This is a genomic window from Arthrobacter sp. 10N44_2 (assembly GCF_056394385.1).
Genome location: NZ_JBFTHT010000014.1, coordinates 107,018 through 131,222, shown reverse-complemented (window position 1 = coordinate 131,222; position 24,205 = coordinate 107,018). Strand labels below are relative to the sequence as shown.

The window sequence follows — 24,205 nt, the reverse complement described above, 5'->3', positions numbered from 1 at the left end:
GATGAACCAGGGTATGCCGGTGCGCATCTGGATGCTCCAGTGTTCCTTGTGGATCACGTGGTGGTGATGGGAGCAGAGCAGGGTTCCGTTGCCGGTTCCGGTGGTTCCGCCGCGGGACCAGTAGGTGATGTGGTGGGCCTCGCACCAGGAGGCCGGGATGGTGCATTGCGGGAAGGCGCAGCCCCGGTCCCGGGCCGTGATGGCCTTGCGGATGTGGGGCGGGAAGATGCGGGAGGCCCGGCCGATGTCCAGGACCTGGCCCTCGCCGCCGAGGACGACCGGGATGATGTCGGCGTCGCACGCGATCTTGCGGATGGTGCCGGCGGTGACGGGGCCGGTGAACAGCAGCGTCCCGGTGCCGTGCCTGGTTCCGGTGCCGTGCTGTGCGGTGTTGGCAGGGGCGCCTGCTTCGGCGGGAGTCGTCCCGAGCCGGGTGAGCAGGTCCCGGTAGTCGATGGTGGCCATGACCTGGGGCCGGAGCCCGCCCGCGGCGGGCAGCCCTCCGGTGGCGAGGGCCGCCTTGCACGCGCCGACCAGGCCGTCGAGCAGCTTCTGCGGCCGGGAGCGGAGGTCCAGGGACGGCAGTGCGGGGTCCTCTCGCGTGGCGGGCTCCGCAGCCGGGCCTGGCGCATCCGCCGCCGCGGACCCGTCACCCGCCGTGTGGCCGGTGGTGGTGCCCTGGCCGGTGTCGGGGCCGGTGCGGGGGTTGGTGGCGGTGTTCATCACGGTGATCAGGTATTCGAACTGGTCCGTGGTGGCGAAGATTTCCAGGTGCTGCAGGCCGTGCCGGGGTTTGCGGAGGAAGGCGCCCTGGAGCTGGCGGAGCAGTTCCTCGGAGGGTTCGGCGCCGTCCTGGTCCAGCGCCTCGGTCCACCGGCGGGCGATCCGGGCCAGGAAGTCGGCGTCGTTCTCGATGGCCGTCGCGGTCAGTGCATGTTCCATGGTGGCCGCGGCCTCGGGGTGGCAGCTGTGCCGGACCCGGTCCAGGGCGAGGGTGATGACGGTCGCTGCGCGGGAGGCGACCTCGCCGGACGCGACGGCGGCTCCGAGTTCCGGGTGTACGGGCGGGATGGGCCGGCCGGCGAGTCCTTGCCGGGGCAGCAGCGTGTCGGCCAGGCAGAGCCGGCGCCTGGCCTCCGCGGCGCCGATCCGCAGCCGCGCCCGCAGGAACTCCACCGTGTTCCGGTAGCCGTCATCCAGCACCGATTCCGGCACCGCCGGTTCCACCGTTCCGGGGCTTCCGGCGGGCGCCGCCGCAACGGACGTGCCGGAGGGAGCCAAGGACAAGGACGTGCCGGCGGGAACCGCCCCAACAGACCTGCCGGCGGGAGCCGAGGCCAGGGAGGCGCCGGCAGCTTCCGCGGTTCCGGGTGCGCCGGTCTGCCACCCGCCGCCGCTCTCACGCCAGCCGGTGGTCCACCCGGTGACCACCCCCGCCGCGACCCCCGTGGCCGCGGCGGCGGACTGCTTCCTGGTCCGGTCCACGGCGGCCGCCGCGACGAGCTGCAGATACTCCACCGCGCGGGAGACTTCCTCCACGCTGCCGGCGAAGTCCGACGCGGCCCGGAAGCCCCACGACCCCGCATCCTCCACCGCCGTCGAACCCACCGCCCGCAGCGCGGCCAGGGCGGCGTCCATACCGGATTGCCCGACCGGGGCTGCACCCCGCTCCGTGCCCTGCACCTCGTCCCCGCAGACGGTGAAATCCCTGATGAAATCCCTGACGGCTTCCATGGCTCGAGTCTATTTGAGGGCTCCGACAATTTTAGGAGGGCATCATGCGTGATCACTCTGAGACCGCGGCGCCACCTGCCCACGGATCGACGGGCAATCAGGCAGGTTTCATGTCGTGCTGTTCAAGACCCGTAGGCGGCCAAACTGCGTGTGAACTCCGGGCGAGAAAAGTACGGACTCGGGTGGCCCGGCCACGTCGATTCCCGCGGCGCGCACGAGTTGGTCCTCAAGGCCGAACAGCTGCGCGCGGTACAGCGGCCATGCACTGTGCGTGTTGGGCACATAGATGGTCCTGCCCCTGAACCGTGAATGCAGACCGAACCGCGCCGTGAGGTGGATCGACAGCGCGCCGGTGGCTGCGACGTCGGGCTCTGGGACGACCGAGAAATCGCTCCGGGTGCCGCCTCGAAAGCGTCGCACGGAATACCCAGCCGACGCCGATCCGGTAAATCCATCGGCACCCACGTAGCTCGCCCGCGACCACACATAAGGTATCCCGGCCGCCCGCGCGGCCAGCACCACCGCCAAGCGTGAAGCATCCAGGCTCCGGAAAACGACACCACGGGTGCCGTCCGGCTCGCGGGAGTAGAGGCGCACGTTGATCTCGTTGAAGCTTCCGAAATAGGGGATGCCGGGACCGCGACCAACTCCGGCACCCTGCATACGAAAGCCGATTAGCCCCACCCACGCGGACCCGTCGAACACATCCGGCGCGACGCCCCGTGGCATGAACCGCGCCGCCACTGCCTCAGGAATGCGCCAGTGCAGGAAGACGGCATCCAGCCAACGCTGGTCCATGATGATTGGCGCCGGAAGCTCGGGTGCAGCCGGCCACGGATCAACGCCCAATCGGATCAGCTCCCTTCAGTCGGCAGGGTCTTCGGTCAGCAGTGTACGAGCCGGTCGGCACCATGAGAATCGGTCGGCCGGCGGAGTCACTTGGCATCGGCAAAGGTTCGCGGAAGCAGGGTCAGTTCAATGCCCGGGTGCCTTCCGGAAGGGCTCCGCCGGCCAATACTGCCGCCGTCGCATCGGCCAACGCTGTCAGCGCCACGCGCTGGGTCCACGGGCCGTAGGAAATGCGCGCCACGCCAAGTTCCTGCAATTTGGCCGGTGCCAGGGATCCGGGCACATTGATGACCGAGACCTTGTTCCACCCAATGCCTTCCACCAACGCGGTGACAGTCGGCTCGTCCAGCAGGCCCGGCACGAACACCGCGGTCGCACCGACGTCGAGGAAGGCCCGGCCGCGCTCAATGGCGTCCGCAAGCACCGCAGAAGGGTCCCGGTCCTTGCCCTTCAAGAAGGCGTCGGTGCGGGCGTTGAGGACGAAGTCGATGCCCTCGGCCTCGGCGGCGCGGATTACAGCGCTCATCTGTTCAACGGCGTCGGCGAGCGGGCGCATCTGGTCCTCGATGTTGGCTCCGACAGCGCCGACGCCAATCGCCTTGCGTACAGTTTCGCCGGGATTGCCGTAGCCCGCTTCGAGATCAGCGCTGACGGGCAGCGACGTGGCGGCGGCAATCACCCCGACGGCGGCGATCATTTCGTCCACCGGGATGTTCTCGCCGTCTTCGTACCCGCGCGACGCAGCGATGGAGTGGCTGGCCGTGGCCAATGCCTTGGTCCCCGGAATGCCGGCAACCACCTTCGCGGTGATCGCGTCCCAGACGTTGACGACCTGGAGGATCTCCGGAGCTTGGTGGAGGCGGAGCAGCTCGGTGGCTTTGGAGGCACGGGAACGCGCGTGGTCTGTCATGCCGCGAGCCTAGCGGGGCACCGTGCCAGCCGGAAGGGTTTCAGCCTGCCGCGGAAGAGTCAGGTGATCCCTCGCGCTGAGTCTGCCAGGGCCAGCGTCCGGTGATTTCCAGCTCGAGCGAGAAGCTCAGGAAGGTCCGGATGAGCACGATAATGGCCAGCACGCCGACGCTCTCGAAGGTTGGTGTGATGGCGACAGACCGGATGATGTCGGCCGCGACCAGCAACTCCAGACCGAGGAGGATGGAGCGTCCCAGCAGTTGCCGGTACGAGCGGTAGAAGGACAGCGGTGCGGAACCCGCCGGCAGGCGCCTGGGCTGGAATCCGCGCAGCGCCATAGGAATGGACACGAGGGCGCCGAGCACCATGACGGCCACCCCGGCAAAGTCCATGAGGCCGCCGGCCGCCTCGATAATGTGCTGAAAATCCATTGTTCCCCTCGGAGAAGGTGGGCGTTGAGATTCAAACTTTAGGGGTGCCGGAAGCCGATACCGGCGAGAACGGCTCGGTAGCCTTCTCGGAAACTGGGGTATTGAAACTCGAAACCTGTGCTGCGGAGCAGCCCGTTGCTGGCCCGCTTATTTCCGCCCCGGGAGGGTTCGCCGCCCGCCGCTTTGCCGCCCGACGCCGATGTGCCGGTGGTGCCGCCCGACGCCGAAGTGCCGGTGGTGCCGCCCGCCGCCGCACCCGCGGCACCAGTGGACTCTGCCGTCGGCGCAGGGAGTCCCAGTTCCGCGGCCAGGAATTCCAGCACGTCGCCGAGTTCGGCCGGTTCATTGTCCACGCCCAGATAAACCGCCGCCGGAACCGTGCCCATGGTGCACAGATGGACGATCGCGGCGGCGGCGTCGTCGCGGTGGATCCGGTTGGTGAAACGTGAAGCAGCAGGAATGACCGCGGTTCCGCCGCGCACCTGGTCGATCAATCGCGTCCGGCCGGGGCCGTAGATTCCGCCGAGCCGCAGCACTACGGGGGTGATGCCGGTGCCGCGCAGGCGGCTGTGGAGGAGTTCCTCTGCTTCGCGGATGATGCGGCCCGAGAACCCGCCGGGTTCCGGCGTCGTGCGTTCATCAATCCAGCCGCCGCCGGCATCTCCGTAGACGGCGGTCGAGGACACAAACAGGACCCTGCGGACGTTTGCCCCGGAGGCGAGGACCGCGTCCAGGACGTTCGACAGCCCGTCCACGTAGGCGGCACGGTACGCCTCCTCGGTCGGGGAATCCGCGGCAATCGCGACGACGACGGCGGTGGTGTCCGCCGGGATGGGCGGCAGCTCAGCGGAGCCCAGGTCAGCGGCGACTCCCTCGATGGCGGCCGGGAGTTTCTCCGGCGAGCGGCGCCACCCCACCACGCGGTGGCCAGCCGCCGCGAAACGCAGCCCGGCCTCGGTGCCAAGATCGCCGCAACCGGCCAGCAGAACAGTCATGAAGCCAGTCTGCCAGCCTTCGGGAAGCGCCACGGACTGGCTTGAGGAAATCTTGAACTGATCTTGTCGCCCGCTGAAGCCTTGCCTTGAACTGCGCCGGGCATCGTTGTAAGGGTCAGCCAGGGGGCTGGCGGATGCTACATACGTCGCCCGGCCCGCCACGGCCGGCCCCACGAAACGGAATCTCCAATGGGTCTCAACCTCAATTCCACGTCCAGCAAGGTCCTGGCTTCCGCCGCCCTCCTCGCCGCAGCTGCCGGCGTGGCCGGGATGGGCACCTACGGTGGCTTCACGACCAGCACCTCGGCCTCCGCCGCTGTCAGTTCAGGCACGGTAAAGTTTGAGGTCGGAACCGCCGGCGCAGCCAACAACCGACTCACCATTCCGGCCTCAGGTGCAATTCCGGGTGACACCATCCAGCGTGCAGTGACATTGACCAACAGCGGTGACCAGGACCTGGCCGCAATTACTCTCACCACCACCGCCACACCGTCCTCTAAGCTGGACTCCGACACCACCAACGGCTTGCAGATCAAGGTTGATGCCTGCAAAGTGCCGTGGGCTGAAACCGGCACTTCGCCCTCGTTCACCTACACTTGCGCCCCCGCCAACACCACGGTTGTCATGTCGTCCCGGGCCGTGGTCGGGGCGAATATGCCGATGCTTGGCCTCGCCTCCCTGACTGCCAAGCAGGCCGACAACCTCCGCGTCACGCTCTCCGTTCCCAATGGTGCTGATAACACGTTCCAGGGACTGACCAGCACCATCAACTTCGTCTTCGACGCCGCACAGCGCGCCGGCGGCGCCAGCAAGTAGCGATTCTCGGGTGCTCAGTCCGGCCAGGTCTCGGCCCGACTGAGCACCCGGCTTTGCCCGCACTATCCACACCGGCAGGAGGAACGGTCCCGTGAGTACAGCAATCAACGCAGGTCCCAGGGATTCCGTCGACCACCTCGTGGCGGACGGCACCGTTCCGGATAGTTCCGTCCAGGACCCTGCGCCTCAGAGCCGCGGACGACGCCGGGCCGAACCGGCCCCCGCCCGCACCGCCCGCACCCGACGGCCGGCGTCCAAGGCTGGTGCCGTGGCCGGACGAGCTTTCTTTACGATCCTCCTCGTTGTCGCCGCATTGGTTTTCCTCTTTCTCGCCGTCGGGCCGCGCTTCCTGAGCTACCAGACGTCCACCATGCTCACCGGGAGCATGTCGCCGGGGATCAACCCGGGGGACGTCGTTGTCAGCGTGAAGACGCCGGTCTCCGAGTTAAAGGTTGGCGACGTCATCACCTACAGCATCCCCATTGACGATCACCGGATTGAGACCCACCGGGTGGCCAGCATCAAACGCGACGCCGGCGCGACGTCCGTGACCACCAAGGGAGACGCGAACTCCGGGGCCGACCCGTGGGTTGCCGTGCTGTCCGAGGACTACGTCTACACGGAGGCGGGCGTCGTGCCCTACCTTGGCGACGTCATCAGGGCCTTGCGTCAGCCCCTGCTCCAGTCCGTGCTCCTCTACGGCGCGTCCGCCCTGCTCGTTGTCGTCGTGCTGACGGCGATCTGGAAGAAGCCCGCTGCAGTGGCCACCGAAACGCTGGCCACCGAAACACCGGCCGCCGATGCCCAAGCCAGAGATGATGCCACCGCCGCCGGTTCTGAAGAGAGCAGGGGATGACCGGCTCCGGCGTCATCCTTGATACCCGGCGGATCGACAGGCTGGCTCTTGAACTGAATTCACGTTCCACCGCGGTCGGTTTCGTCGGCCGCTTCGTCCAACGCCTGCCGGACAGCCTGGCACGCATCCACCGCTGCCTTCTCGAGGGCAAGAGCGAGGGTGCCTTAGCGGCGGTCCTTAGTGTGGCGACGTCGGCGGCGATGGCCGGGGCGGTTCGGCTTGAAGGACACAGCAGGACTGTGGAACAGAGCATCCGGGCCGGCGACTTGGGCGCGGCCCGGGCCGCCGCCGGGGTCCTCGACGCCAACGCAGCGGACTTCGCGCAGCATGCCAGCAAACTCCTGAGTTGTTGAAGGCCCAGTTGTGGGAGGACTCGATGGCCCTCACCCGGCATGGTCCCCCGACGGAGCGACCCACCACCGTCACCCGGTACGGTCCTCCGGGGCGGAAGCTCGGAGCAGGACGGACACCGTGGTTCCGCCGTCGGGACCTGAACTGATGGTCAGCCGTCCGCCATGGGCCTTCGCGATCCGGGCGCAGGTTGCCAGCCCCAATCCGGAACCGGGCGGGTCGTCGTCGCGGTGCAAGCGGGCCAGTGGCTCTGTCACATGACCCCGCTTTTCCGGGGGAATGCCCTTGCCGTTGTCTGTCACCCGCACGTCTACACCGTCGGCAACAGCCTCGGCGCTGACCAGGATTCTCGGCGGGATGCCAGGGCGGCGGTAGGCCACGGAGTTGTGGATCAGGTTTTGCAGCAGCGCTCGCAACTGCCCGGCGTCGGCTTCCAGGACCGCGTCCGAAACCGCGACGTCCGCCCCGGCTTCCGACAGGTCCGCCGCAAGGTCTTCTTCGACGTCGTGGACTACAGCCGAGAGGGACACCGGGCGCCGTCGGAGCGCTCCACCGAGTCTGGAGAAGGACAGCAGATCGTCCACCATGGCCAGCATCCGGCGTGAGGTCCTGCCGATAATGCGGAACTCGTCTGCGTCTTCAGGCCTCTGCAGTTCGCCAAGTTCCGTGAAGCCGATGACGCTGGTCAGCGGGTTGCGCAGGTCGTGGCTGATGCGGGCAGCAAATGATTCGAGCAGCTCGTTGCTCTTGCGGGCGTCCTCCAGGCTCCGTGCGAGCATCCGCGCATGGTGGTGCAGTTCGAGTACTTCCACCACTTGCGAGGCGATGATTTCCAGCGCCGTCTGCTGACCGGGAGTAAGCTCCGCGGGAGACGGCGAAAAGAGGCACAACGAGCCCAGCACGACCCCCCCTGCCGTGACGAGAGGGACTGAAGCATAAAACCGGACTGCGGCTGCCTGACCCGTGACAAAGGGGTGGTGTTGGAAGCGAGGGTCCCGGGAAGCGTCGGGCACCACGGTGGTCCGGCCGCTGAGGAAGACCCGGCTGCACATCGAATCGTCGCGGGAACACACGCCTGGGTCAATCCCCACCGCGGCGATGTGGTGCTGCTGATCTGCAGTGATGATGTTGACCGCGCCGAACGGTATACCGGTAATTGTGGTCGCCAGGACCAACAGTTTCTGGAGTTGACCCTGCGTATCCGGAGTGCGGGTGCCCGTTGTGGCAGGGAGCGGCTCGAGGCGGGGCAGGCCATACTCCGCGAGTACCGATTGCCGGGCCATCCCGGACTCTGCGGCGATACGGGCTGACGGTGACGGGACCAGTTACGCCACCCCTTCTGCGGGCGCCATCCGGTAGCCCACGCCGCGTACCGTGCGGATGAACCGCGGGTCGCGGCCCTTGTCGCCGAGCTTCTTGCGCAGGTTGCCGATATGCACTTCCACGAGGTGCTCGTCCATGGGCCATTCGGTTCCCCACACTTTGGTCAGGAGGGCCTTCCTGGTCCAGACTCGCCGCGGCGCCCCCGCCAGGGCTTCCAGCAGGTCAAATTCCGTGCGCGTCAATTCCAGCTCGACGCCGTCAACGGAGGCCGCCCGGCTTTCGGCCTCCACAACCAGCGGGCCGTGCCGGACGACGCCGGCGTCGTCGTCGTCGTCGTCGTAACGACGGTCTTGTCCTGCTGCGACGGCTGGATAGTCGGAAGGGCTGCCGGGCGCTGCGTCGCCTGCCCGGCGGCGCGGTGGCGTGTGGGGGGCGGACACGGCATCGGTGACAGGCGCAACGTCGCTCGCCCGGCGGCGGGGTCCGTCGTGGATCCCGGCCGTCGATGCGTCGGTTGCGCGGGGCATGAAGTCTGTAGCCCGACGCTGCGGGGTGGGGCGTTGCGGGGTTGGCCGGTGCCGACGCAATACCGCTGTCACCCGGGCCTGGACGGTGCGGGGGCTGAAGGGCTTGCTGATAAAGTCGTCGGCGCCGGTTTCCAGGCCCATCAATTCGTCTATCTCGTCCGCCCGGGCCGTGATCATGACGACGTAGGCCTCGGAGAATTTGCGCATCCGGCGGCAAACTTCGACGCCGTCGAGATCGGGAAGATTGAGGTCAAGGGTCACCAGGTCCGGGCCGTTTTCCTGGATGCTCACCAGCGCGTCGGACCCGCAGGCGGCCTCAAAAACGGCAAACCCCTGCATCTCGAGCGTTCGGCGCAGCAGCAGTCGAACGTCGGCGTCGTCATCAACAACCACAGCTCGTAGTTGAGTCACGGAACCACCCAAACCCCAGTTTCTAGGACAATGAGACCTCTGTGCGGCACTGACCTCATGCGTCACAGTGTGTGACACCAACCCCACGGGTCACAGTGGATTCAGGCTAACAGGTTTTCTTGAGCAAACGTTGAAGTTTTTCGCGGCGTTGGGTTGAAGGTGCACTGCCAGAGTAGGAGCTATTGGATCGCCAGCTCTAAAAGGAAGCGCAACAGTGAACGCCCCTCAGTCCGCACCGGAAGCCTCCCGGGTCAAGGCCGCCTGGCTGGTGCGTCTGCGCAGACTGCTGGCCGTCCCAGTAGCCGCGGCTCTGGTGCTGGGCGCCCCCGGGCTGGCATACGCGACCTTCACGGCCCGAGCCACCGCAGCCTTGAACGTGGGGACCTACAAGGTCCCGGCCCCGGCATCCGTCAACGGCACACTGCAGTGTACGAAGGCTGGAAAAGGCGCGACCATCACTTTCACGGGATTTGGTCTGGTGGACCGCGCCACAGGCTACGTGGCAACACTAACGCTGCCCCGCGAAACGCCGACTTTGACGCAGGTTGCCGCCGGTCGCGAAGAGTCCCTGACCAACTGGGGCGGCAAAGGGAACTACACATTTACTCTGTCCGCGCAGGTTGGCCCATGGACCGGAGCACCGCTGGAACGAACCATCACCTGCTGACCCGTGTGCTGCTACCTCGCCGGGATCGGGAAGAACGCCCGCGGATCCTGCATCAGGGCAGGGTAATCGAAGGCGGAGCGGTCCACGATCTCGTCGACCTGGAAGTTGCGTGCGAATTGGCCATCAACCGTGATCGGGCGGCCCAGGACCTTGCCGACGGCGAAGGCGGCGCCGTCGTTGACCGGGATGGCAACCACGGAGTTGCCGGGCAGGGTGGTGAACGCCTCCTCCTGCTGCTGGCGCTTGCGGGTGGGCTTCTTGACGAGCTGCTTCGGGGGCAGCTTGCGCACCTTGCTGGGACGGCGCGAGCCTGAGTCGGCGTAAACGAACTGGTAGTCGTCGTCCGCAGGGACCTTGCTGCGGCCAACCGGCGGCAGGCTGACAGTCTTCAGCTGTGCGGGCTCGGTGTCGCCCAGGGGCAGGCGCAGGACCCACATGCGGTCCCCGGCTGGATCCTCGGGCACCAGTTCGTGCTTCGGTTCGGGCCAGATGTACTCCAGGTCCGGGTCCGTGCCGGGGAATACCTCTGTGTAGAACCGCGGATCCTTGGCGATCAACCGGGACCGGTGGCTGAGGTGGAAATCCGCATTGCCAAGCCATGGCGGCATCGGGATCTTGGCGGCGTAGTCGGGGTGGGCCGCCTGCGGGGCGAACTCCATGATTTTCTCGCGCATGGTGTCCTCGCCGCCGCGGGCCGTCCATTCATCCACCATGGCCAGGCCGTACATGGTCAGCGCAGGAACGTACCCCATCCACATCCTGATCGCCGGGTGCGACTGCCAGCCGTACTCCGGGATCACCAGCGCACGCAGGATCTGCAGCGCTTCGACGCGCTGCTTGCCGAGCCGCACACGGTCCAAAACCGCGGCGCTCTGCTGGAAATCAGGGAAGGGGAGGAAAGTCTGCATCTCTCCAGTTTGAGGCCACGGACCAAATGCGCCAATTGCTGGCGCGCGGCGGTGAGGGTGCTCACATGACGGAACAGGGAAGACAGGCGTGCTGGGGAGCGGCTAAAATAACATGAACCACTCCCGCCGCCACGGAAGACACGCCCATGCCCTATCAAGCAGAGCCTTATTCAGCAGAGCCTTATTCAGCAGAACCATCTCTAGCAGAGCCCAAGTCAGCGGAGCCCATTACTGCGTTGCCTTTTACAGCAGAGCCGCCAACAGTAAGGGTGGCACCGGCGCCGTTCGTGCCTAAGTACGGACAAATGCTCAGCCCCGACGCCCACGGGATAGTGGTGCTGGAGGAATTCACGCTGGATCCGGTTGCCGCCCGCGACGAGCAGCGCGGGTTCCGCGCGGCTATGGCTGGAGTGGCCCTCACCATGCGGCGCCTGGTGGCCCTCCGCCTCTTCATCGCCGCGGTGGCGATCGCCAACCTGCCCCTGTTCCTGCTCTCGAGTGGCTGGGAGATCTACGTCATCTCACTGACCCTGGTGGTAGCCGTCCACGCCGCGGTGTCCTGGCTGAACCGCCACGAGCCCAGGATCAAGCAGCGCCGGATGCTGGAATTGCACCTTCACCGGGAGCGGAGCGCCAACTATCGCAAAGTCCGCGACGCCGTGAAGTACGTCATTGACGCCCCGGCCCGGATGAACGAAAGCCTTTACCTTGAGCTCCTCGCCGCGAAACGGGTAGCGCTGCATCTGGCCATGGGCACGGTGGCCCTGCTGGACACGAGCGACGACGCCGCCTGGAAAGTGCGGATTATCCGCGAAATCCCGCAGGCCGCCTGAGCCCGCACGGCTGAGCCAGTGGGGCTCACTGAAGCACCACGACGCCGGAGCGTCCCCTTGCGGGATCGCTCCGGCGTCGTGCTGTGTGTCGTGCTGTACGCCAAGTGCTGTAACCGCCCTATGCGGGCAGCTGCAGCACTTGGCCCGGGAACACCAGATGGGGGTTGCTGATGGTCGCCGTGTTGGCGTCGGCCAGCGCGTGCCAGCCTCCGGCGATGTTGAGCTTCCCGGCGATCGTGCTCAGGGTTTCGCCGCTCCGGATGGTGTAGGTCTGGCCGCTTACGGACACCGGTGCAACGTGGCGGGGTGCCGGCACGGCTGTGTTGGGGGCGTATCTGGCGGGGGCCTTGGCTGCGACGGGAATCGCGGCGGGCCGCTGTGATGTGGCTGCACTCTGCGGAGCCGCGGCGCCGCCGCGCAGTCCCAGTTTGGCGGCGCAGGCTGGCCACGCGCCCCAGCCCTGGCTGGCCTGCACTTTCTCGGCGACGGCGATCTGTTGCGCACGGCTGGCATTGGCCGGAGATCCCGTGCCGCCATGGGCCGCCCACGTGCTGGCGCTGAATTGCAGCCCGCCCGCGTATCCGTTTCCTGTGTTGGTGGCCCAATTCCCGCCACTTTCGCATTGGGCCAGCGAGTCCCACGTGGAGGCAGGGGCTGTGGCCGGTATGGCCGCGTTCGCGGCCGAGGCGGACAGGGCGACGCCTGCAATTGAGACGGCCGCAAAAGTGACGCCGCGGCGCGCGGCAGTGCCATAGGTTGATTTCTTCATGGTTTAGATGCTCCTGAGGCCCACCAGCGCTCGGTCCGTCCCCGGACGTTTTTACGCCACTGCCCGCCCCTGACAATAGAGGTCATAGCGGTGTCTACCGGTCGGGCAGTATCTGGTGGTGGTAGCACCGGGCATGCAATACCCGGTTGCCGGGCATGGACACTAGGCTAAGTCAGCCCCGCGCCGTTATCAAGACGTTACTTTCCCTGCTTCTGCCGTTATCATCCGGCGCGCGTTGACGCCGACGTCCGTGACCCGCTGCCCGCATTGACTCCGCCGCCCGCGCCCCGCCGGCCGCGTTGACGCCGCCCCCGCGTCCCCAGGGCCCGCTGGCCGCATCGACGCCAACGCCCGCGCCCCGCGTGGATCAGCTTCCGAGCATTGCGGCCAGGTACGGAGCCGTCCGGCTCTCCGTGGAGCCCGCGACGGCGGCCGGGGTCCCGATCGCCACGATCTCGCCGCCCGCGTCGCCACCGGCCGGGCCGAGGTCGATCACCCAGTCCGCTGCGGCCACCACATCCATGTCGTGTTCCACCACGATGACGGTGTTGCCGGCGTCCACGAGCCGGTGCAGTTGGGCCATGAGGAGCTGGACATCGGCCGGGTGCAGGCCGGTGGTGGGCTCGTCCAGCAGGTAGAGGGAGTGGCCGCGCTGGGCACGCTGCAGTTCGGTGGCGAGTTTGATGCGCTGGGCCTCGCCGCCGGACAGCTCGGTTGCCGGCTGGCCGAGGCGGAGATAGCCCAGGCCCACCTCGCGCAGTGTTTGCAGGCTGCGCGCCGCTGCCGGTACCCCTTCGAGGAACTCCGCGGCGGCATTGACCGTCAGGCCCAGCACCTCCGCCACGTTTTTGCCCTTATACGTCACTTCAAGGGTTTCCGGGTTATAGCGCGAGCCATGGCACTCGGGGCAGGGGCCGTAGCTGCCGGGCAGGAACAGCAGTTCGACGGCGACGAAGCCCTCGCCCTGGCAGGTCTCGCAGCGGCCGCCGGCAACGTTGAAGGAGAAGCGGCCGGCACCAAAGCCCCGCGCCCTGGCCTCGTCCGTGGCCGCGAACTCCTTGCGGACCGCATCGAAGAGGCCGGTGTAAGTGGCGAGGTTGGAGCGCGGAGTGCGGCCGATCGGTTTCTGGTCCACCTTGACGAGCCGGTCCAGCTGGTCCAGGCCTGAGACCGGTCCGACACTGAGCGGCCCGGTGGACTCACCGGCGTCGGCCTCCAGGTCCTCGGGGGCCTTGGCAGCGTCTGGCTCCGGGTGCAGCCTGGCGCCGACCACCTCGGCCAGGACCTGGCTGACCAGCGTGGATTTGCCGGAGCCGGAGACGCCCGTGACCGCGGTCAGCACGCCGAGCGGGAAGTCGGCGTCGAGTTTGCGCAGGTTGTGGCGGCTGATGTCGCGCAGTTCCAGCCAGCCGGCCGCTTCCCGCCGGGTACCGCTGGCGGCGGAACGGCCGCCGTCGTCCGAACCCGCCGAACCGTCCGGGAACAGGAACGGCCGGGTCACGGACGCGTCCACCTCGGCGAGACCGGCCACGGGGCCGCTGTAGAGCACCTCGCCGCCGCCTTCACCGGCGCGGGGACCGACATCCACCAGCCAGTCGGCGCGGCGGACGATGTCCATGTTGTGCTCCACCACGAACACCGAGTTGCCGGAAGACTTGAGCTGGTCCAGGACTGCGAGGAGGGGCTCGGCGTCGGCGGGGTGCAGTCCGGCGGAGGGCTCGTCCAGCACGTAGATCACGCCGAACAGCCCGGAGCGGAGCTGGGTGGCGATCCGGAGCCGTTGCATTTCCCCGGGGGAGAGCGTGGGCGTGGACCGGCCCAGCGCCAGGTAGCCCAGGCCGAGGTCCAGCAGCACGGTGACGCGCTGCAGGAGGTCGCGGGTGATGGCGACGGCCACCTCGTTGCCCTCGCCGGATGACTGCTTCCGGGAGGCGGTGCCGGCCTCCGTGAGTTCGGTGGTGGGGCGGATGATGTCCGCCAGTTCGGTCATGGGGACGGCGTTGAGCTCGGCGATGGTGTGCCCGGCGAAGGTGACGGCGAGCGCGGCCGGGGTCAGGCCGCTGCCGCTGCAGACCGGGCACGGGCCGGTTTCCATGAAGCGCAGCACCTTCTCGCGCATTGTGGTGCTCTTGGAATCGGCGAGCGTATGCAGCACATAGCTCCTGGCGCTCCAGAACCGGCCCTTGTACGGCTTGGCCACGCGGTCGCGCTGGGGCGTCACCTCCACCACGGGTTGTTCCTCGGTGAACAGGATCCAGTCGCGGTCCTTTTTGGGCAGCTTCCGCCAGGGGGTGTCGACGTCGTGGCCCAAGTGGGTGAGGATGTCGCGCAGGTTCTTGCCCTGCCAGGCCCCGGGCCAGGCGGCGATGGCGCCGTCGCGGATGCTCAGCGAAGTGTCCGGGACCAGGGAGGACTCGGTGACGGTGTGCGCGATCCCCAGGCCGTGGCACTCCGGGCACGCGCCGGCGGCCGTGTTCGGCGAAAACGCGTCCGAGTCCAGCGGGCCGGCGCCGTCCGGATAGCTGCCGGCGCGGGAGAAGAGCATGCGCAAAGAGTTGGACAGCGTGGTGAGGGTGCCCACCGTGGAGCGCGAGCTCGGCGTCCCGCGGCGCTGCTGGAGCGCGACGGCGGGCGGCAGCCCGGTGATCATTTCCACCTTGGGGTTGTGGCCCTGCTGGATGAGCCGGCGGGCGTAGGGGGCCACGGATTCGAAGTAGCGGCGCTGCGCCTCGGCATAGATGGTGCCGAACGCGAGGGAGGACTTGCCCGAGCCGGAGACGCCGGTGAAGGCGACAATTGCGTCGCGGGGCACGTCCACGTCCACGTTGCGCAGGTTGTTCTCACGGGCGCCGCGCACCCGGACAAAACCGTCCGTCGGATTGCCTGGAGCGAGATCAGGAATTAGGTCCCGGCCGGCCGGGCGCGGCAAATGGGAAGCATGCTGTTTACTTTGCATTGGTTCGACTCTATCCGCTCCGGGGAGCGCCGGGCATATCCTTACCGGATGGAAACACACGACGGCGATGCCCAGTTGACAGCGGAACAGCCGGAAGAACCGGACGAGCCGGAGGCGGGCGAACCCCTCCCGCTCCCGGTCGCCGAGCTGCACCTGCACATCGAGGGAACGCTGGAACCGGAGCTGATCTTCGCGCTGGCGGAACGCAACGGGATCGCACTGCCCTATGCGGACCTGGACGAGTTGCGCTCGCGCTACGAGTTCACTGACCTGCAATCCTTTTTGGACCTGTACTACGCCAACATGGCCGTGCTGCAGACGGAGCAGGACTTCGCCGACATGACCCGCGCCTACCTGACCCGGGCGGCGCTCGCCGGGGTCCGGCACGCCGAGATCATGCTGGACCCGCAGGCCCACCTGTCCCGCGGGATACCGCTGCAGACGTGCGTCAACGGCGTGGCCTCGGTGCTGGCCGGATCCCGCGAAGAGTTCGGCATCTCCACCCTCCTGATCGCGGCCTTCCTGCGCGACCTCACCGAGGACTCCGCCCTCGAGGTGCTGGAGCAGCTGCTCGCCATGGGCGCCCCGATCGCCGGCATCGGGCTCGATTCCGCCGAGGTGGGCAACCCGCCGGCCAAATTCGAGCGGCTCTTCGCCCGGGCCAAGGACGCCGGGCTGCACCGGATCGCGCACGCCGGCGAGGAGGGCCCGCCGTCGTACATCATCGACGCGCTGGACCTCCTCGACGTGGAGCGGATCGATCACGGCATCCGCTGCATGGAGGACCCGGAGCTCGTGGAACGGCTCGTGGACGAGCTCATGCCGCTGACCGTGTGCCCGCTGTCCAACGTCAGGCTCCGCGCGGTGGACACCCTGGACGGGCACCCACTTCCGGCGATGCTCGCGGCGGGGCTGAACGTCTGCGTGAACTCGGACGACCCGGCGTATTTCGGCGGGTACGTGGACGACAACTTCGCGCAGCTGAAATCGGTGATCGGCCTGTCCGAGTTCGACTGCGTCCGGATGGCCGCGAACTCGATCCGGTCCTCCTTCGCGAGCGAGGAACGCAAGGCCGAGCTGCTGGCCGAGCTCGCCGCGTCCGGACACTAACCACCCAAGCAACGCGGGGTCACTACGCGCCCATCCGGAGGCCCCGGACGGGCCGTAAGTGACCCCGCGTTGGCTGTCGAACGGCCGGTTTAGACGTCGATCGAGTCCATGTGCGGGTAGCGCGCCCCGGCTGCCACCCCGGCCGGAGCCAGTTCGTCCAGGCGCGCCAGGTCCTCGGCGGAGAGTTCGACGTCGGCAGCGCCCAGGTTCTCCCGCAGCCGGTTGACCTGCTTGGTGCCGGGGATGGGAACGATGTGCTCGCCCTGGGCCAGCAGCCAGGCCAGCGCCAGTTGCCCCGGGGTGCAGCCCTTCGCGTCCGCGAGCTCCTTGACCCGGTCCACGAGCTGCAGGTTTCGGTCAAAGTTCTCGCCCTGGAAGCGCGGTGAGTGCCGGCGGAAATCGTCCGCGGCAAAGTCCTCGGGGCTGCGGAACTGGCCGGTCAGGAATCCACGGCCCAGCGGGCTGTACGGCACAAAGCCAATGCCGAGCTCGGCGAGGACCGGGAAGACCTTGGTCTCCGGCTCGCGCTCCCACAGCGAGTATTCGGTCTGCAGGGCGGTGATGGGGTGCACCGCGTGGGCCCGGCGCACGGTGTCGGCGCTGGCCTCGGACAGGCCAAGGTGCCGGACCTTGCCGGCCTGGACCAGCTCCGCCATGGCCCCGACGGTTTCCTCGATCGGGACTGTCTTGTCCACCCGGTGCTGGTAGTACAGGTCGATGTGGTCCACGCCCAGCCGCTGCAGGCTGGCATCGCAAGCGGCGCGCACGTAGTCGGGGGAGCCGTTGATGCCCACCCAGGATCCGTCGGGCCGCCGTTCGTTGCCGAATTTGGTGGCCAGGACGACGTCGTCGCGCCGGCCCGCGATGGCCCGGCCCACAAGCTCCTCATTGGTGAAAGGGCCGTACATGTCAGCGGTGTCGAGCAGGCTTCCGCCGGCGTCGAGAAACGCCTTGATGGTGGCGATGGACTCGTTGTCCTCGCCGTGGCCGTAGAACTCGCTCATGCCCATGCAGCCCAATCCCAGGGCTGAGACGGTGAGTGAACCGAGTGTGCGGGTTTCCATAGATATCTCCTCAACGGGAACGGTGGGACGCCTTGTCCGGCACCTGATCCGGCGCATGTTCAGCGGCGGGCCGGCGCGCAGTGGGCAGACCGCAACTTTAGGCCCATCGGCCCGGGGACACAACGGGAGGCCCGCTTTGGCTCGGTGCTCAATGGCTCGCGTAATGCCGGTCCGGCCCGGGAGCGAAAACGGCGTATGCCATCCGACCCAGCCAGAACGGCTGTAGACTTCCGGACCCGCGGATCGTCAGTACGAGCATGCGAGGGCGATCGCCCAGGCAATGGCTGGGGGCCGCTTGATCCCTACGACGCCGGGGCGGCTGCCATCTTCGCCCGGACCTCGTCCATATCCAGGTCCTTGATGGCGGTGATGAGCTGTTCCAGCCCGGCCGCGTTCATTGCCCCGGGCTGCGAGAAGACGAGGATCCCGTCCCTAAAGGCCATCAGGGTGGGGATGGAGGTGATGCGGGCGGCGGCGGAGAGGCCGGGCTCGGCCTCCGTGTCCGCCTTCGCGAAGACGACGTCCGTGTGGTTGTCGGACGCCTTGCTGAACGTGGGGGCGAACATCCGGCACGGGCCGCACCAGGCTGCCCAAAAGTCCACCAGCACGATGCCGTTGCCGGTGATGGTGTCGTTGAAGGTTTTCTCGGAAATGTCGATGGTTGCCATGGCAAAATATTGTGCCCCCGGGGGTATATCAGCAAGCGCGGCACCGGGTTTGCATTTATACCCCAGGGGGTATCATGATGGAGAGGGAAAGATGGCCGCCCGGGAGGATATCCGCACACTTTTCCTGCGCCTGACCTACGCCGGCGCGGGTCTTTCCCGGGCAACCCCTGGTCCCGCATTTTGCCGCTCAACATTTTTCCGCTCAACAGGCCAGTCCTACCGAAAGGTCCAGCACATGGAAATCACCCCGCAGCAGCTCGCGGAACAGCTCAAGACCGGCAGCGATGCCCAGATCGTGGATGTGCGCGAACCCGCTGAAATCGCCGAAGGCATGATCCCCGGTGCCACGCACATTGCCCTGGGCGAACTGGCCGGCCGCCTCAGCGACCTGGACAAGTCCCGTCCGGTCATCGCCGTGTGCCGCAGCGGACGCCGCAGTGCGGCAGCGGCTGACCAGCTGGCGGCCGCAGGCTACACGGCTTACACCGTGCCCGGCGGAATGCTTGATTGGACTGCCGCGGGATTCCCGACCGCCTGACCCCACCAGACTGCCCGGGCGGCACGCCCCCAAGCGCCGCCCGGGCTTCCATTTGCCCGGACCGTGTCCCTGACGTGGCGAACCGGGCGGTGGAGGGCGGCTTTGCGTAGTAGCGGGCCGCCACAAGAAATGCTCCAAGAAATACCGAAAGAGATCATGAATTCCTTGAATACGACCACCCCTGTTCTTAGCGCTCCCAAGTCAATCGATGCCTCGACCCTGAAGGCCTGGGAAGATAACCACGACGATCTCATGGTCATTGATGTGCGCAGCGGCGCAGAGTTCGATGCCATGCACATCAATGGCTCGTACCATGTGCCGCTGTCCATGCTCAGCGAACACGCGGAAGAATTCGCGGCAAAAATGGGTACCCGCGTGGTCCTCGTCTGCCAATCCGGTAACCGGGCCGAGCAGGCCCGCAAGCACCTGGACGCCGTAGGCCTGGCCAGTGCCAGCGTTCTGTCTGGCGGGGTCCCCGCCTACGCGGCCGCCGGCGGGAACGTCGTCCGCGGCCGTGGCACCTGGGCCCTGGAACGCCAGGTCCGGATGACCGCCGGCTCCCTTGTCCTTGCCGGCATGCTCGGCAGCAAGTTCATCTCGCCCAAACTAGGCCTAATTGCCGGCGGCATCGGTGCCGGCCTGACGTTCTCCGCGGCCACTAACAGCTGTGCCATGGGTCAGATGCTCTCCAAGATGCCGTGGAACCGCTCCGCGAACGAGCCCACCGCGCACCAGGCCCTGAAGAGCCTGGACGCGAAGGCATGATCATTTCCGCGGCGGCGTTCGGGCTGATCGTCGGTGGCCTGCTGGGCCTGGTCGGAGGCGGCGGATCCATCCTCGCCGTGCCCGCCCTGGTCTATGGCGTGGGGCTGCCGCTTGCGGCGGCGATCCCGACGTCGCTGGTCGTCGTCGGCGCATCCTCCGCCGTCGCGGTGCTGCCCCGGCTGCGGAATGGGGTGAACTGGAGACTGGCGCTGATCATCGGCGCCGCAGGCACCGTGACGGCCTACCTCGGCGCGATGGTCAACAGGTTGCTGGACCCGAAGGTCCTGCTGCTGGCTTTTGCCGCGATCATGGTCTTCGCCGGCATCCGGATGCTGATGCCGTCGACATCCGTCGGCGGCGCCTGCGCGCTGCCCGGCGGCGGCGTCAACTGGCGCAGCTGCCTGCCCAAGGCGATCGCCACCGGCGCCGTCGTCGGGTTCCTGACCGGTCTACTCGGCGTCGGGGGCGGCTTCCTGATCGTCCCGGCACTCACCCTGGCTCTCGGACTCCCGATGGCGCTGACTGTTGGAACTTCCCTCGTGATCATCGTGATCAACTCGGCCGCCGGCTTCGCCGCCCATCTGGGTGATCTGCAGATCGACTGGGCCGTCACGGCGGCCTTCGCCGTCACCGCGATGGCCGCCTCACTCGCGGCAGGGCGGATCGGCACCGGCATCCCGGACAGGATCCTCAAGCGTGGCTTTGGAATCCTGGTGCTGGTGATCGCCGCCTACGTCGCTGTGCAGGCGCTCCTGTCCTGAGGGGCGCCAGGGAACGTGAAAAAAGGCGCCGGAGGACATGTCCTCCGGCGCCTTCCCTTCCTCAACGCCTGTGCTTGGGCGCCGGCAGGGTCGACCTACCGCCCGAACAGCTTCGCGAAGAAGCCCTTGCCCGTCGACTTTTCCTGCTCGTGCCCGCGGCAACGCTGGGAGCTCGGAACCCCGCGCATGACCTGGTCGACGTGCTGGCCGCAGCCTGCCCATGTGGTCTTCTGGCATTTCTTACATGTCACCGCACGGCACATCTGGTTGCTCCCTTGCATAGGTGGATAGTCTCATCAGTATACCCCCTAGGGTATTTATGCGGCTGACGACTTCACCGCGAGATAGAGCGGCAGCCCCGCGGGCCGGCGCCAAGGCAGCCTTCGAGGGAGTGTTTTTGAGGCCGCCAACGGTCTGGGCGCAGCATCGCCACCGCGTCCGGCTCCAGCCGAGTTATCCCCTTGATTCCACTGCGCAGCGGGAGGATCGTGGGCCGTGCGGCACGACGTTGTGCCAGGCAGACGCGTAGCGGGAGGCTCGATGGCGGCAGAGGCGGTCTTCCGGGTTGTTGTTGGGGTCGACGGGTCGGACTCGTCACTGGCAGCTCTGGAATGGGCCCTTCAGGAAGCCCGGCTGAGAGCCGGGCAGGTTCACGTTGTCACAGCATGGCACTACCCCCTCCTCGGGGATGCCGCTGGCAAGGCTGAGGACCATGAAGCCTTCGGCGACAACGCCCGGAATGTGCACGCTGATGCGCTGCGGCGGGCATCCGGGTCCGGTGTTGCGGTCACCGGTGAAGTGAAGGAGGGGCATACCGCGGAGGTGCTCCTGAAGGCTGCGGCTGGGGCCGATCTCCTGGTGGTCGGATCGCGGGGTCGTGGCGGCTTCGCCGAAATGCGGCTGGGGTCGGTATCGAGCCATGCGGTGCACCATGCCCATTGTCCTGTGCTGGTGGTCCGTACCGGTGCCAGGGCGGTTCCTTAGATTGCAGGTTTGTGGTCGGTGCCGCGCATCCGGACGACCACGAGGATTCCCGACAACGCGGTGAGCGCCGCGACGACGGCGACGGCAGCGGGGATGCCGTAGGCGTCCGCGAGAATGCCGGAGAGCAGGGCGCCGACGGCGAAGCCGCCGTCGCGCCAGAGCCGGTAGATTCCCACCGAGCGTGCGCGCCACTGCGGATGGGCGACGTCGCCGATGGCGGCGAGCAGGGTGGGGTAGACCATGGCTGTTCCGAGACCGAGGAGAGCGGCGGCGGCGAACCAGACCCCGAAGCCGGTGCCGAGGGTAACGATGCCGAGCGCTACGGCCTGGACTAGCATGCCCCCGACGATCAGCCTTTTACGGCCGTATTTGTCCGACATGGCTCCGGTGACGAGCTGCGCGGCGCCCCAGACGGCAGGGTAGACGGCGGCCAGGATGCCGATCTTCTCGATGCTCAGCCCGGCGGCGGCAAAAAGGAGCGGAAACAGGCCCCAGGCGAGGCCGTCGTTGAGGTTGTTGACCATGCCGGCCTGGCTGACCGAGGACAGGGACTTGTCCCGGAAACTGGTGAGGGTAAAGATCTCCCGGTTGCTTAGTTCCCCGTGGGCGGCAGCGTGGGCGGCCGTGTGGTTGGCGGCCTCCACTCTGGCGTAGCCTCGGGTTTCCTTCACGGCCAGAACGGACAGGCCCAGTCCCAGGGCGATGTAGGCGGCGCCGAGCAGGAACGGCCCAGGGCGGAGCCCGTAGTTGGTGGCGATGTAGCCGGTGGCCAGGGCGGTCCCGGCGACGCCGAGGTAGCCGGCAGCCTCGTTCAGGCCCATCGCCAGGCCGCGCCGGGAGGGTCCGACGAGGTCCATCTTCATGACCACAGTGGTGGACCAGGTGAGGCCCTGGCTGATGCCGAGGATCACGTTGGCGGCAACGATCCAACCCCAGGAGGTTCCGAAGATCAGCAGTAGCGGCACGGGGATGGCGATGAGCCAGCCGGTCACAAGGACGGGTTTTCGGCCGTAACGGTCCGAGAGGGTGCCGGCGAAGTAATTGGTGCCGGCCTTGGCGAGTCCGAAGGCCACGATATAGGTCAGGGCGGACGTGTAGAGGTCAAGGTGGAAGACCTGGTCCGCCAGCAGCGGCAGCACGGTGCGTTCCTGGCCGAGGGTGCCGCCGACTAGGGCATTGACGGCGACCAGGAGTATGAACTGGGCCAGGTTCTGACGCAGGCCCAGGGTGATGCCGGTGCGCTGTGGGCGTTCCCGCCGGACTGCGCGGCCTTGCGGTGACGGGGTGTTGCCGGGCGTCATCTCTGAACTCCAGTTGTCCGGGACATGCGTCGACGGCGGCCGGGTGTCCCGGCCGCCGCCAACGCTGTCAATTAATTACTTCGGGTCGTGCCGCGATCAGTTGCTGGAAACAGATTCCCGAGCCTGCTGCCAGGCGGCCCATCCGGCGTAGCTGCCGTCGAGTTCGACGACGTCGTAGCCGGCCCGGCGCAGGGCGCTGGCCGCGACGGAGTTCCGGACCCCGCTCTGGCAGTAGGACACGATGGTGCCTTCGGAGGGGAGCTGGTCCAGGTTCCACATCACGCGGCCGCCGCTGAGCTGGTGGGAGCCGGGGATGTGTCCTGCGGCGTGTTCGGTGCGGTTGCGGACGTCCAGGACCATCGCGGCCTCAAAGCCATCCAGTTCTTCAGGCTGGATGAGCTTGGGGGTGCTGGCGGGGAGGCCTTCGAGGCCTGTGACGTAGCCGGCGATGTCGTCGATGCCGACGCGGACCAGGTGGTCCCACATTTCCTGCGCGGCGGCCTGGCTGGGGGCCAGGAGTACGAGCGGGTTCTTGTCGGTTTCGGGGTTGACCACCCAGGCGCCGAAACTGGCGGTGGACTTGCCGAAGGGGATGTTCAGGGAACCGGTGACGGTGCCTTCGTGGACTTCTGCGTTCGAGCGGGTGTCCACGAACGTCATGGCGTCAGCGGCGAGGCCCTGGGCAACAGTTTCGGTGGCGAGTTCGCTCAGGGGGGCGCGTTCGCCCATCACTGCCGGGCCCTCCCGGTTCTCGCGCTTCATCCGGCCGAAGTAGGCATGCGCGTCGGGCTGGCCGTCGAGGAGTTCGGCGATGAAGCCCTCCTCGTCGTTGGCGGCCAGGTAGGGTCCCCACCAGGCGTAGAGCCGTTCGTAGCCGACCGTGCTGGAGGGGATGGCGCCGAGGGCCTTGCCGCAGGCGCTGCCGGCCCCGTGGCCGGGGTGCACCTGGACGTGGTCGGGCAGGGTCAGGAACTTATCGCGCAGGCTGGCGAACAGCTGCTTGGCGCCGGCGAAGCGGGTGTCGATGCCGCCCGCGGCCTCGTCCAGCAGGTCCGGGCGCCCCAGGTCCCCGGAGAAGACAAAGTCACCGGAGAGCAGATAGCCGGGGGTGTCGGCGAACGCGCCGTCGGTGATCAGAAAGGACAGGTGTTCCGGGGTGTGGCCCGGAGTGTGCAGGGCCTTGACGGTGATGTTGCCCAGGGTGATCACGTCGTCGTCGTTGAGGCGTTCGGCCTGGAAGCCGAACTGCCAGTCGTCCCCGCCCTCGCCGGAGACGTAGGCGGTGGCGCCGGTCGCGGCGGCGAGTTCGCGGGTGCCGGACAGGAAGTCCGCGTGGATGTGGGTCTCGGTGACGGCCACGATCTTCATCCCGTTGGCCGCGGCCAGGGAGCGGTACACGGCGATGTCGCGGCGCGGGTCAACAACGACCGCCTCACCCTTGGCCTGGCAGCCAATGAAATAGCTGGCCTGGGCGAGGTCTTCGTCGTAAATACGCTCGATAAGCATGGGGCTCTCTTTCGCTGGGCGGGGGAGTTTCCGGGAGGGGATTCTCCGTCGGTCTACCCACAACGATAATACCCCTGGGGGTATCTTGCAACCGGCATGCGGCAGGCTGGCTGCCGGCTTCCCACTGCTGGCCGTTATACCCGCCGGGGTATACAATTGGCAAAGTACCGCCC

The 24,205-nt window shown here is 67.4% G+C and carries 24 protein-coding genes; 10 read left to right on the top strand and 14 right to left on the bottom strand.

Going from position 1 to position 24,205, the window contains the following annotated elements; all coding sequences use genetic code 11:
• From AC1DBX_RS15310 to AC1DBX_RS15290, 5 genes are all read right to left on the bottom strand, one after another.
• The coding region (locus tag AC1DBX_RS15310) for a DUF222 domain-containing protein (RefSeq protein ID WP_476932156.1) at nucleotides 1-1,734 on the bottom strand (1,734 nt) is incomplete at its 3' end.
• Between the two features lie 108 nt (nucleotides 1,735-1,842).
• Nucleotides 1,843-2,532: a YqjF family protein gene (locus tag AC1DBX_RS15305; RefSeq protein ID WP_476932158.1), complete on the bottom strand. Its 690-nt coding sequence runs from the start codon at nucleotides 2,530-2,532 to the stop codon at nucleotides 1,843-1,845.
• Between the two features lie 172 nt (nucleotides 2,533-2,704).
• Nucleotides 2,705-3,493, bottom strand: a complete 789-nt coding sequence (locus AC1DBX_RS15300; RefSeq protein ID WP_476932155.1) for an isocitrate lyase/PEP mutase family protein — start codon at nucleotides 3,491-3,493, stop codon at nucleotides 2,705-2,707.
• Between the two features lie 40 nt (nucleotides 3,494-3,533).
• Nucleotides 3,534-3,923: a DUF1622 domain-containing protein gene (locus AC1DBX_RS15295; protein WP_476857486.1), complete on the bottom strand. Its 390-nt coding sequence runs from the start codon at nucleotides 3,921-3,923 to the stop codon at nucleotides 3,534-3,536.
• 38 nt (nucleotides 3,924-3,961) lie between these two features.
• The gene (locus AC1DBX_RS15290; RefSeq protein ID WP_476932154.1) at nucleotides 3,962-4,918 is read right to left on the bottom strand and encodes an SDR family oxidoreductase; all 957 of its coding nucleotides are present in this window, start codon (nucleotides 4,916-4,918) and stop codon (nucleotides 3,962-3,964) included.
• A gap of 189 nt (nucleotides 4,919-5,107) precedes the next feature.
• On the opposite strand from AC1DBX_RS15290, the gene AC1DBX_RS15285 reads away from it, so the two are divergent.
• From AC1DBX_RS15285 to AC1DBX_RS15275, 3 genes are all read left to right on the top strand, one after another.
• On the top strand, nucleotides 5,108-5,734 hold the full coding sequence (locus tag AC1DBX_RS15285) for a TasA family protein (RefSeq protein ID WP_476859725.1): 627 nt from the start codon (nucleotides 5,108-5,110) through the stop codon (nucleotides 5,732-5,734).
• Between the two features lie 91 nt (nucleotides 5,735-5,825).
• Nucleotides 5,826-6,590, top strand: coding sequence for a signal peptidase I (locus AC1DBX_RS15280; RefSeq protein WP_476932153.1), 765 nt, complete (start codon nucleotides 5,826-5,828; stop codon nucleotides 6,588-6,590).
• On the top strand, nucleotides 6,587-6,943 hold the full coding sequence (locus AC1DBX_RS15275) for a hypothetical protein (protein WP_476932152.1): 357 nt from the start codon (nucleotides 6,587-6,589) through the stop codon (nucleotides 6,941-6,943). The genes AC1DBX_RS15280 and AC1DBX_RS15275 overlap by 4 nt, the downstream gene beginning before the upstream one ends.
• Before the next feature lie 69 nt (nucleotides 6,944-7,012).
• Here AC1DBX_RS15275 and AC1DBX_RS15270 read toward each other — a convergent pair whose 3' ends face one another.
• Together AC1DBX_RS15270 and AC1DBX_RS15265 are read right to left on the bottom strand one after the other, a co-directional pair.
• Nucleotides 7,013-8,224 (bottom strand): sensor histidine kinase, encoded by a 1,212-nt coding sequence (locus AC1DBX_RS15270; protein WP_476932151.1) that lies wholly within the window; start codon nucleotides 8,222-8,224, stop codon nucleotides 7,013-7,015.
• 42 nt (nucleotides 8,225-8,266) lie between these two features.
• Nucleotides 8,267-9,202 (bottom strand): response regulator transcription factor, encoded by a 936-nt coding sequence (locus tag AC1DBX_RS15265; protein WP_476932150.1) that lies wholly within the window; start codon nucleotides 9,200-9,202, stop codon nucleotides 8,267-8,269.
• Nucleotides 9,203-9,416: 214 nt separating this feature from the next.
• On the opposite strand from AC1DBX_RS15265, the gene AC1DBX_RS15260 reads away from it, so the two are divergent.
• Nucleotides 9,417-9,869 carry a hypothetical protein gene (locus AC1DBX_RS15260; RefSeq protein ID WP_476932149.1) on the top strand — a complete coding sequence of 151 codons (453 nt, stop codon included), beginning with the start codon at nucleotides 9,417-9,419 and terminating at the stop codon, nucleotides 9,867-9,869.
• An 11-nt stretch (nucleotides 9,870-9,880) separates the two neighbouring features.
• On the opposite strand, the gene AC1DBX_RS15255 is transcribed toward AC1DBX_RS15260, so the two are convergent.
• On the bottom strand, nucleotides 9,881-10,777 hold the full coding sequence (locus AC1DBX_RS15255) for an MSMEG_6728 family protein (RefSeq protein ID WP_476857480.1): 897 nt from the start codon (nucleotides 10,775-10,777) through the stop codon (nucleotides 9,881-9,883).
• Between the two features lie 305 nt (nucleotides 10,778-11,082).
• On the opposite strand from AC1DBX_RS15255, the gene AC1DBX_RS15250 reads away from it, so the two are divergent.
• Nucleotides 11,083-11,610 (top strand): hypothetical protein, encoded by a 528-nt coding sequence (locus AC1DBX_RS15250; protein ID WP_084476203.1) that lies wholly within the window; start codon nucleotides 11,083-11,085, stop codon nucleotides 11,608-11,610.
• Nucleotides 11,611-11,728: 118 nt separating this feature from the next.
• Here the strand turns inward: AC1DBX_RS15250 and AC1DBX_RS15245 are convergent, their stop codons facing one another.
• Both AC1DBX_RS15245 and uvrA read right to left on the bottom strand, forming a co-directional pair.
• Nucleotides 11,729-12,379 (bottom strand): transglycosylase family protein, encoded by a 651-nt coding sequence (locus AC1DBX_RS15245; protein WP_476932148.1) that lies wholly within the window; start codon nucleotides 12,377-12,379, stop codon nucleotides 11,729-11,731.
• A gap of 367 nt (nucleotides 12,380-12,746) precedes the next feature.
• Nucleotides 12,747-15,335 (bottom strand): excinuclease ABC subunit UvrA, encoded by a 2,589-nt coding sequence (gene uvrA, locus AC1DBX_RS15240; protein ID WP_476932147.1) that lies wholly within the window; start codon nucleotides 15,333-15,335, stop codon nucleotides 12,747-12,749.
• A gap of 48 nt (nucleotides 15,336-15,383) precedes the next feature.
• On the opposite strand from uvrA, the gene AC1DBX_RS15235 reads away from it, so the two are divergent.
• Complete coding sequence (locus AC1DBX_RS15235) at nucleotides 15,384-16,445, top strand: adenosine deaminase (RefSeq protein ID WP_476932146.1); 1,062 nt, start codon at nucleotides 15,384-15,386, stop codon at nucleotides 16,443-16,445.
• A gap of 89 nt (nucleotides 16,446-16,534) precedes the next feature.
• Here the strand turns inward: AC1DBX_RS15235 and AC1DBX_RS15230 are convergent, their stop codons facing one another.
• Nucleotides 16,535-17,509, bottom strand: coding sequence for an aldo/keto reductase (locus AC1DBX_RS15230; protein WP_476932145.1), 975 nt, complete (start codon nucleotides 17,507-17,509; stop codon nucleotides 16,535-16,537).
• 302 nt (nucleotides 17,510-17,811) lie between these two features.
• Nucleotides 17,812-18,177 carry a thioredoxin family protein gene (locus AC1DBX_RS15225; protein ID WP_476932144.1) on the bottom strand — a complete coding sequence of 122 codons (366 nt, stop codon included), beginning with the start codon at nucleotides 18,175-18,177 and terminating at the stop codon, nucleotides 17,812-17,814.
• Nucleotides 18,178-18,412: 235 nt separating this feature from the next.
• Between AC1DBX_RS15225 and AC1DBX_RS15220 the strand changes: the two genes are divergently transcribed.
• The 4 genes from AC1DBX_RS15220 (at nucleotide 18,413) to AC1DBX_RS15205 (ending at nucleotide 21,225) form a co-directional block, all read left to right on the top strand.
• Entirely contained in the window at nucleotides 18,413-18,715 is a 303-nt protein-coding gene (locus tag AC1DBX_RS15220) for a rhodanese-like domain-containing protein (RefSeq protein WP_476851646.1), read from the top strand.
• Nucleotides 18,716-18,871: 156 nt separating this feature from the next.
• Complete coding sequence (locus AC1DBX_RS15215) at nucleotides 18,872-19,480, top strand: rhodanese-like domain-containing protein (protein ID WP_476851645.1); 609 nt, start codon at nucleotides 18,872-18,874, stop codon at nucleotides 19,478-19,480.
• Nucleotides 19,477-20,241 carry a sulfite exporter TauE/SafE family protein gene (locus AC1DBX_RS15210; protein WP_476932143.1) on the top strand — a complete coding sequence of 255 codons (765 nt, stop codon included), beginning with the start codon at nucleotides 19,477-19,479 and terminating at the stop codon, nucleotides 20,239-20,241. The genes AC1DBX_RS15215 and AC1DBX_RS15210 overlap by 4 nt, the downstream gene beginning before the upstream one ends.
• Nucleotides 20,242-20,781: 540 nt before the next feature.
• Nucleotides 20,782-21,225, top strand: coding sequence for a universal stress protein (locus AC1DBX_RS15205; RefSeq protein ID WP_230007318.1), 444 nt, complete (start codon nucleotides 20,782-20,784; stop codon nucleotides 21,223-21,225).
• On the opposite strand, the gene AC1DBX_RS15200 is transcribed toward AC1DBX_RS15205, so the two are convergent.
• Both AC1DBX_RS15200 and AC1DBX_RS15195 read right to left on the bottom strand, forming a co-directional pair.
• Nucleotides 21,222-22,526, bottom strand: coding sequence for an MFS transporter (locus AC1DBX_RS15200; RefSeq protein ID WP_476932142.1), 1,305 nt, complete (start codon nucleotides 22,524-22,526; stop codon nucleotides 21,222-21,224). The two genes, AC1DBX_RS15205 and AC1DBX_RS15200, sit on opposite strands and share 4 nt — an antisense overlap.
• A gap of 96 nt (nucleotides 22,527-22,622) precedes the next feature.
• Entirely contained in the window at nucleotides 22,623-24,032 is a 1,410-nt protein-coding gene (locus AC1DBX_RS15195) for an MBL fold metallo-hydrolase (protein WP_476932141.1), read from the bottom strand.
• Nucleotides 24,033-24,205: the final 173 nt, after the last annotated feature.

Bases quoted from the DNA above. Each gene is read 5' to 3' on its own strand.
- AC1DBX_RS15305 (WP_476932158.1), bottom strand. From the start codon at position 2,532: ATGGACCAGCGTTGGCTGGATGCCGTCTTCCTGCACTGGCGCATTCCT.
- AC1DBX_RS15200 (WP_476932142.1), bottom strand. From the start codon at position 22,526: ATGACGCCCGGCAACACCCCGTCACCGCAAGGCCGCGCAGTCCGGCGG.
- AC1DBX_RS15205 (WP_230007318.1), top strand. From the start codon at position 20,782: ATGGCGGCAGAGGCGGTCTTCCGGGTTGTTGTTGGGGTCGACGGGTCG.
- uvrA (WP_476932147.1), bottom strand. From the start codon at position 15,335: ATGCAAAGTAAACAGCATGCTTCCCATTTGCCGCGCCCGGCCGGCCGG.
- AC1DBX_RS15275 (WP_476932152.1), top strand. From the start codon at position 6,587: ATGACCGGCTCCGGCGTCATCCTTGATACCCGGCGGATCGACAGGCTG.
- AC1DBX_RS15285 (WP_476859725.1), top strand. From the start codon at position 5,108: ATGGGTCTCAACCTCAATTCCACGTCCAGCAAGGTCCTGGCTTCCGCC.
- AC1DBX_RS15295 (WP_476857486.1), bottom strand. From the start codon at position 3,923: ATGGATTTTCAGCACATTATCGAGGCGGCCGGCGGCCTCATGGACTTT.
- AC1DBX_RS15215 (WP_476851645.1), top strand. From the start codon at position 18,872: ATGAATTCCTTGAATACGACCACCCCTGTTCTTAGCGCTCCCAAGTCA.
- AC1DBX_RS15290 (WP_476932154.1), bottom strand. From the start codon at position 4,918: ATGACTGTTCTGCTGGCCGGTTGCGGCGATCTTGGCACCGAGGCCGGG.
- AC1DBX_RS15195 (WP_476932141.1), bottom strand. From the start codon at position 24,032: ATGCTTATCGAGCGTATTTACGACGAAGACCTCGCCCAGGCCAGCTAT.
- AC1DBX_RS15250 (WP_084476203.1), top strand. From the start codon at position 11,083: ATGCTCAGCCCCGACGCCCACGGGATAGTGGTGCTGGAGGAATTCACG.
- AC1DBX_RS15210 (WP_476932143.1), top strand. From the start codon at position 19,477: ATGATCATTTCCGCGGCGGCGTTCGGGCTGATCGTCGGTGGCCTGCTG.
- AC1DBX_RS15225 (WP_476932144.1), bottom strand. From the start codon at position 18,177: ATGGCAACCATCGACATTTCCGAGAAAACCTTCAACGACACCATCACC.
- AC1DBX_RS15230 (WP_476932145.1), bottom strand. From the start codon at position 17,509: ATGGAAACCCGCACACTCGGTTCACTCACCGTCTCAGCCCTGGGATTG.
- AC1DBX_RS15270 (WP_476932151.1), bottom strand. From the start codon at position 8,224: ATGGCCCGGCAATCGGTACTCGCGGAGTATGGCCTGCCCCGCCTCGAG.
- AC1DBX_RS15235 (WP_476932146.1), top strand. From the start codon at position 15,384: ATGGAAACACACGACGGCGATGCCCAGTTGACAGCGGAACAGCCGGAA.
- AC1DBX_RS15300 (WP_476932155.1), bottom strand. From the start codon at position 3,493: ATGACAGACCACGCGCGTTCCCGTGCCTCCAAAGCCACCGAGCTGCTC.
- AC1DBX_RS15220 (WP_476851646.1), top strand. From the start codon at position 18,413: ATGGAAATCACCCCGCAGCAGCTCGCGGAACAGCTCAAGACCGGCAGC.
- AC1DBX_RS15255 (WP_476857480.1), bottom strand. From the start codon at position 10,777: ATGCAGACTTTCCTCCCCTTCCCTGATTTCCAGCAGAGCGCCGCGGTT.
- AC1DBX_RS15245 (WP_476932148.1), bottom strand. From the start codon at position 12,379: ATGAAGAAATCAACCTATGGCACTGCCGCGCGCCGCGGCGTCACTTTT.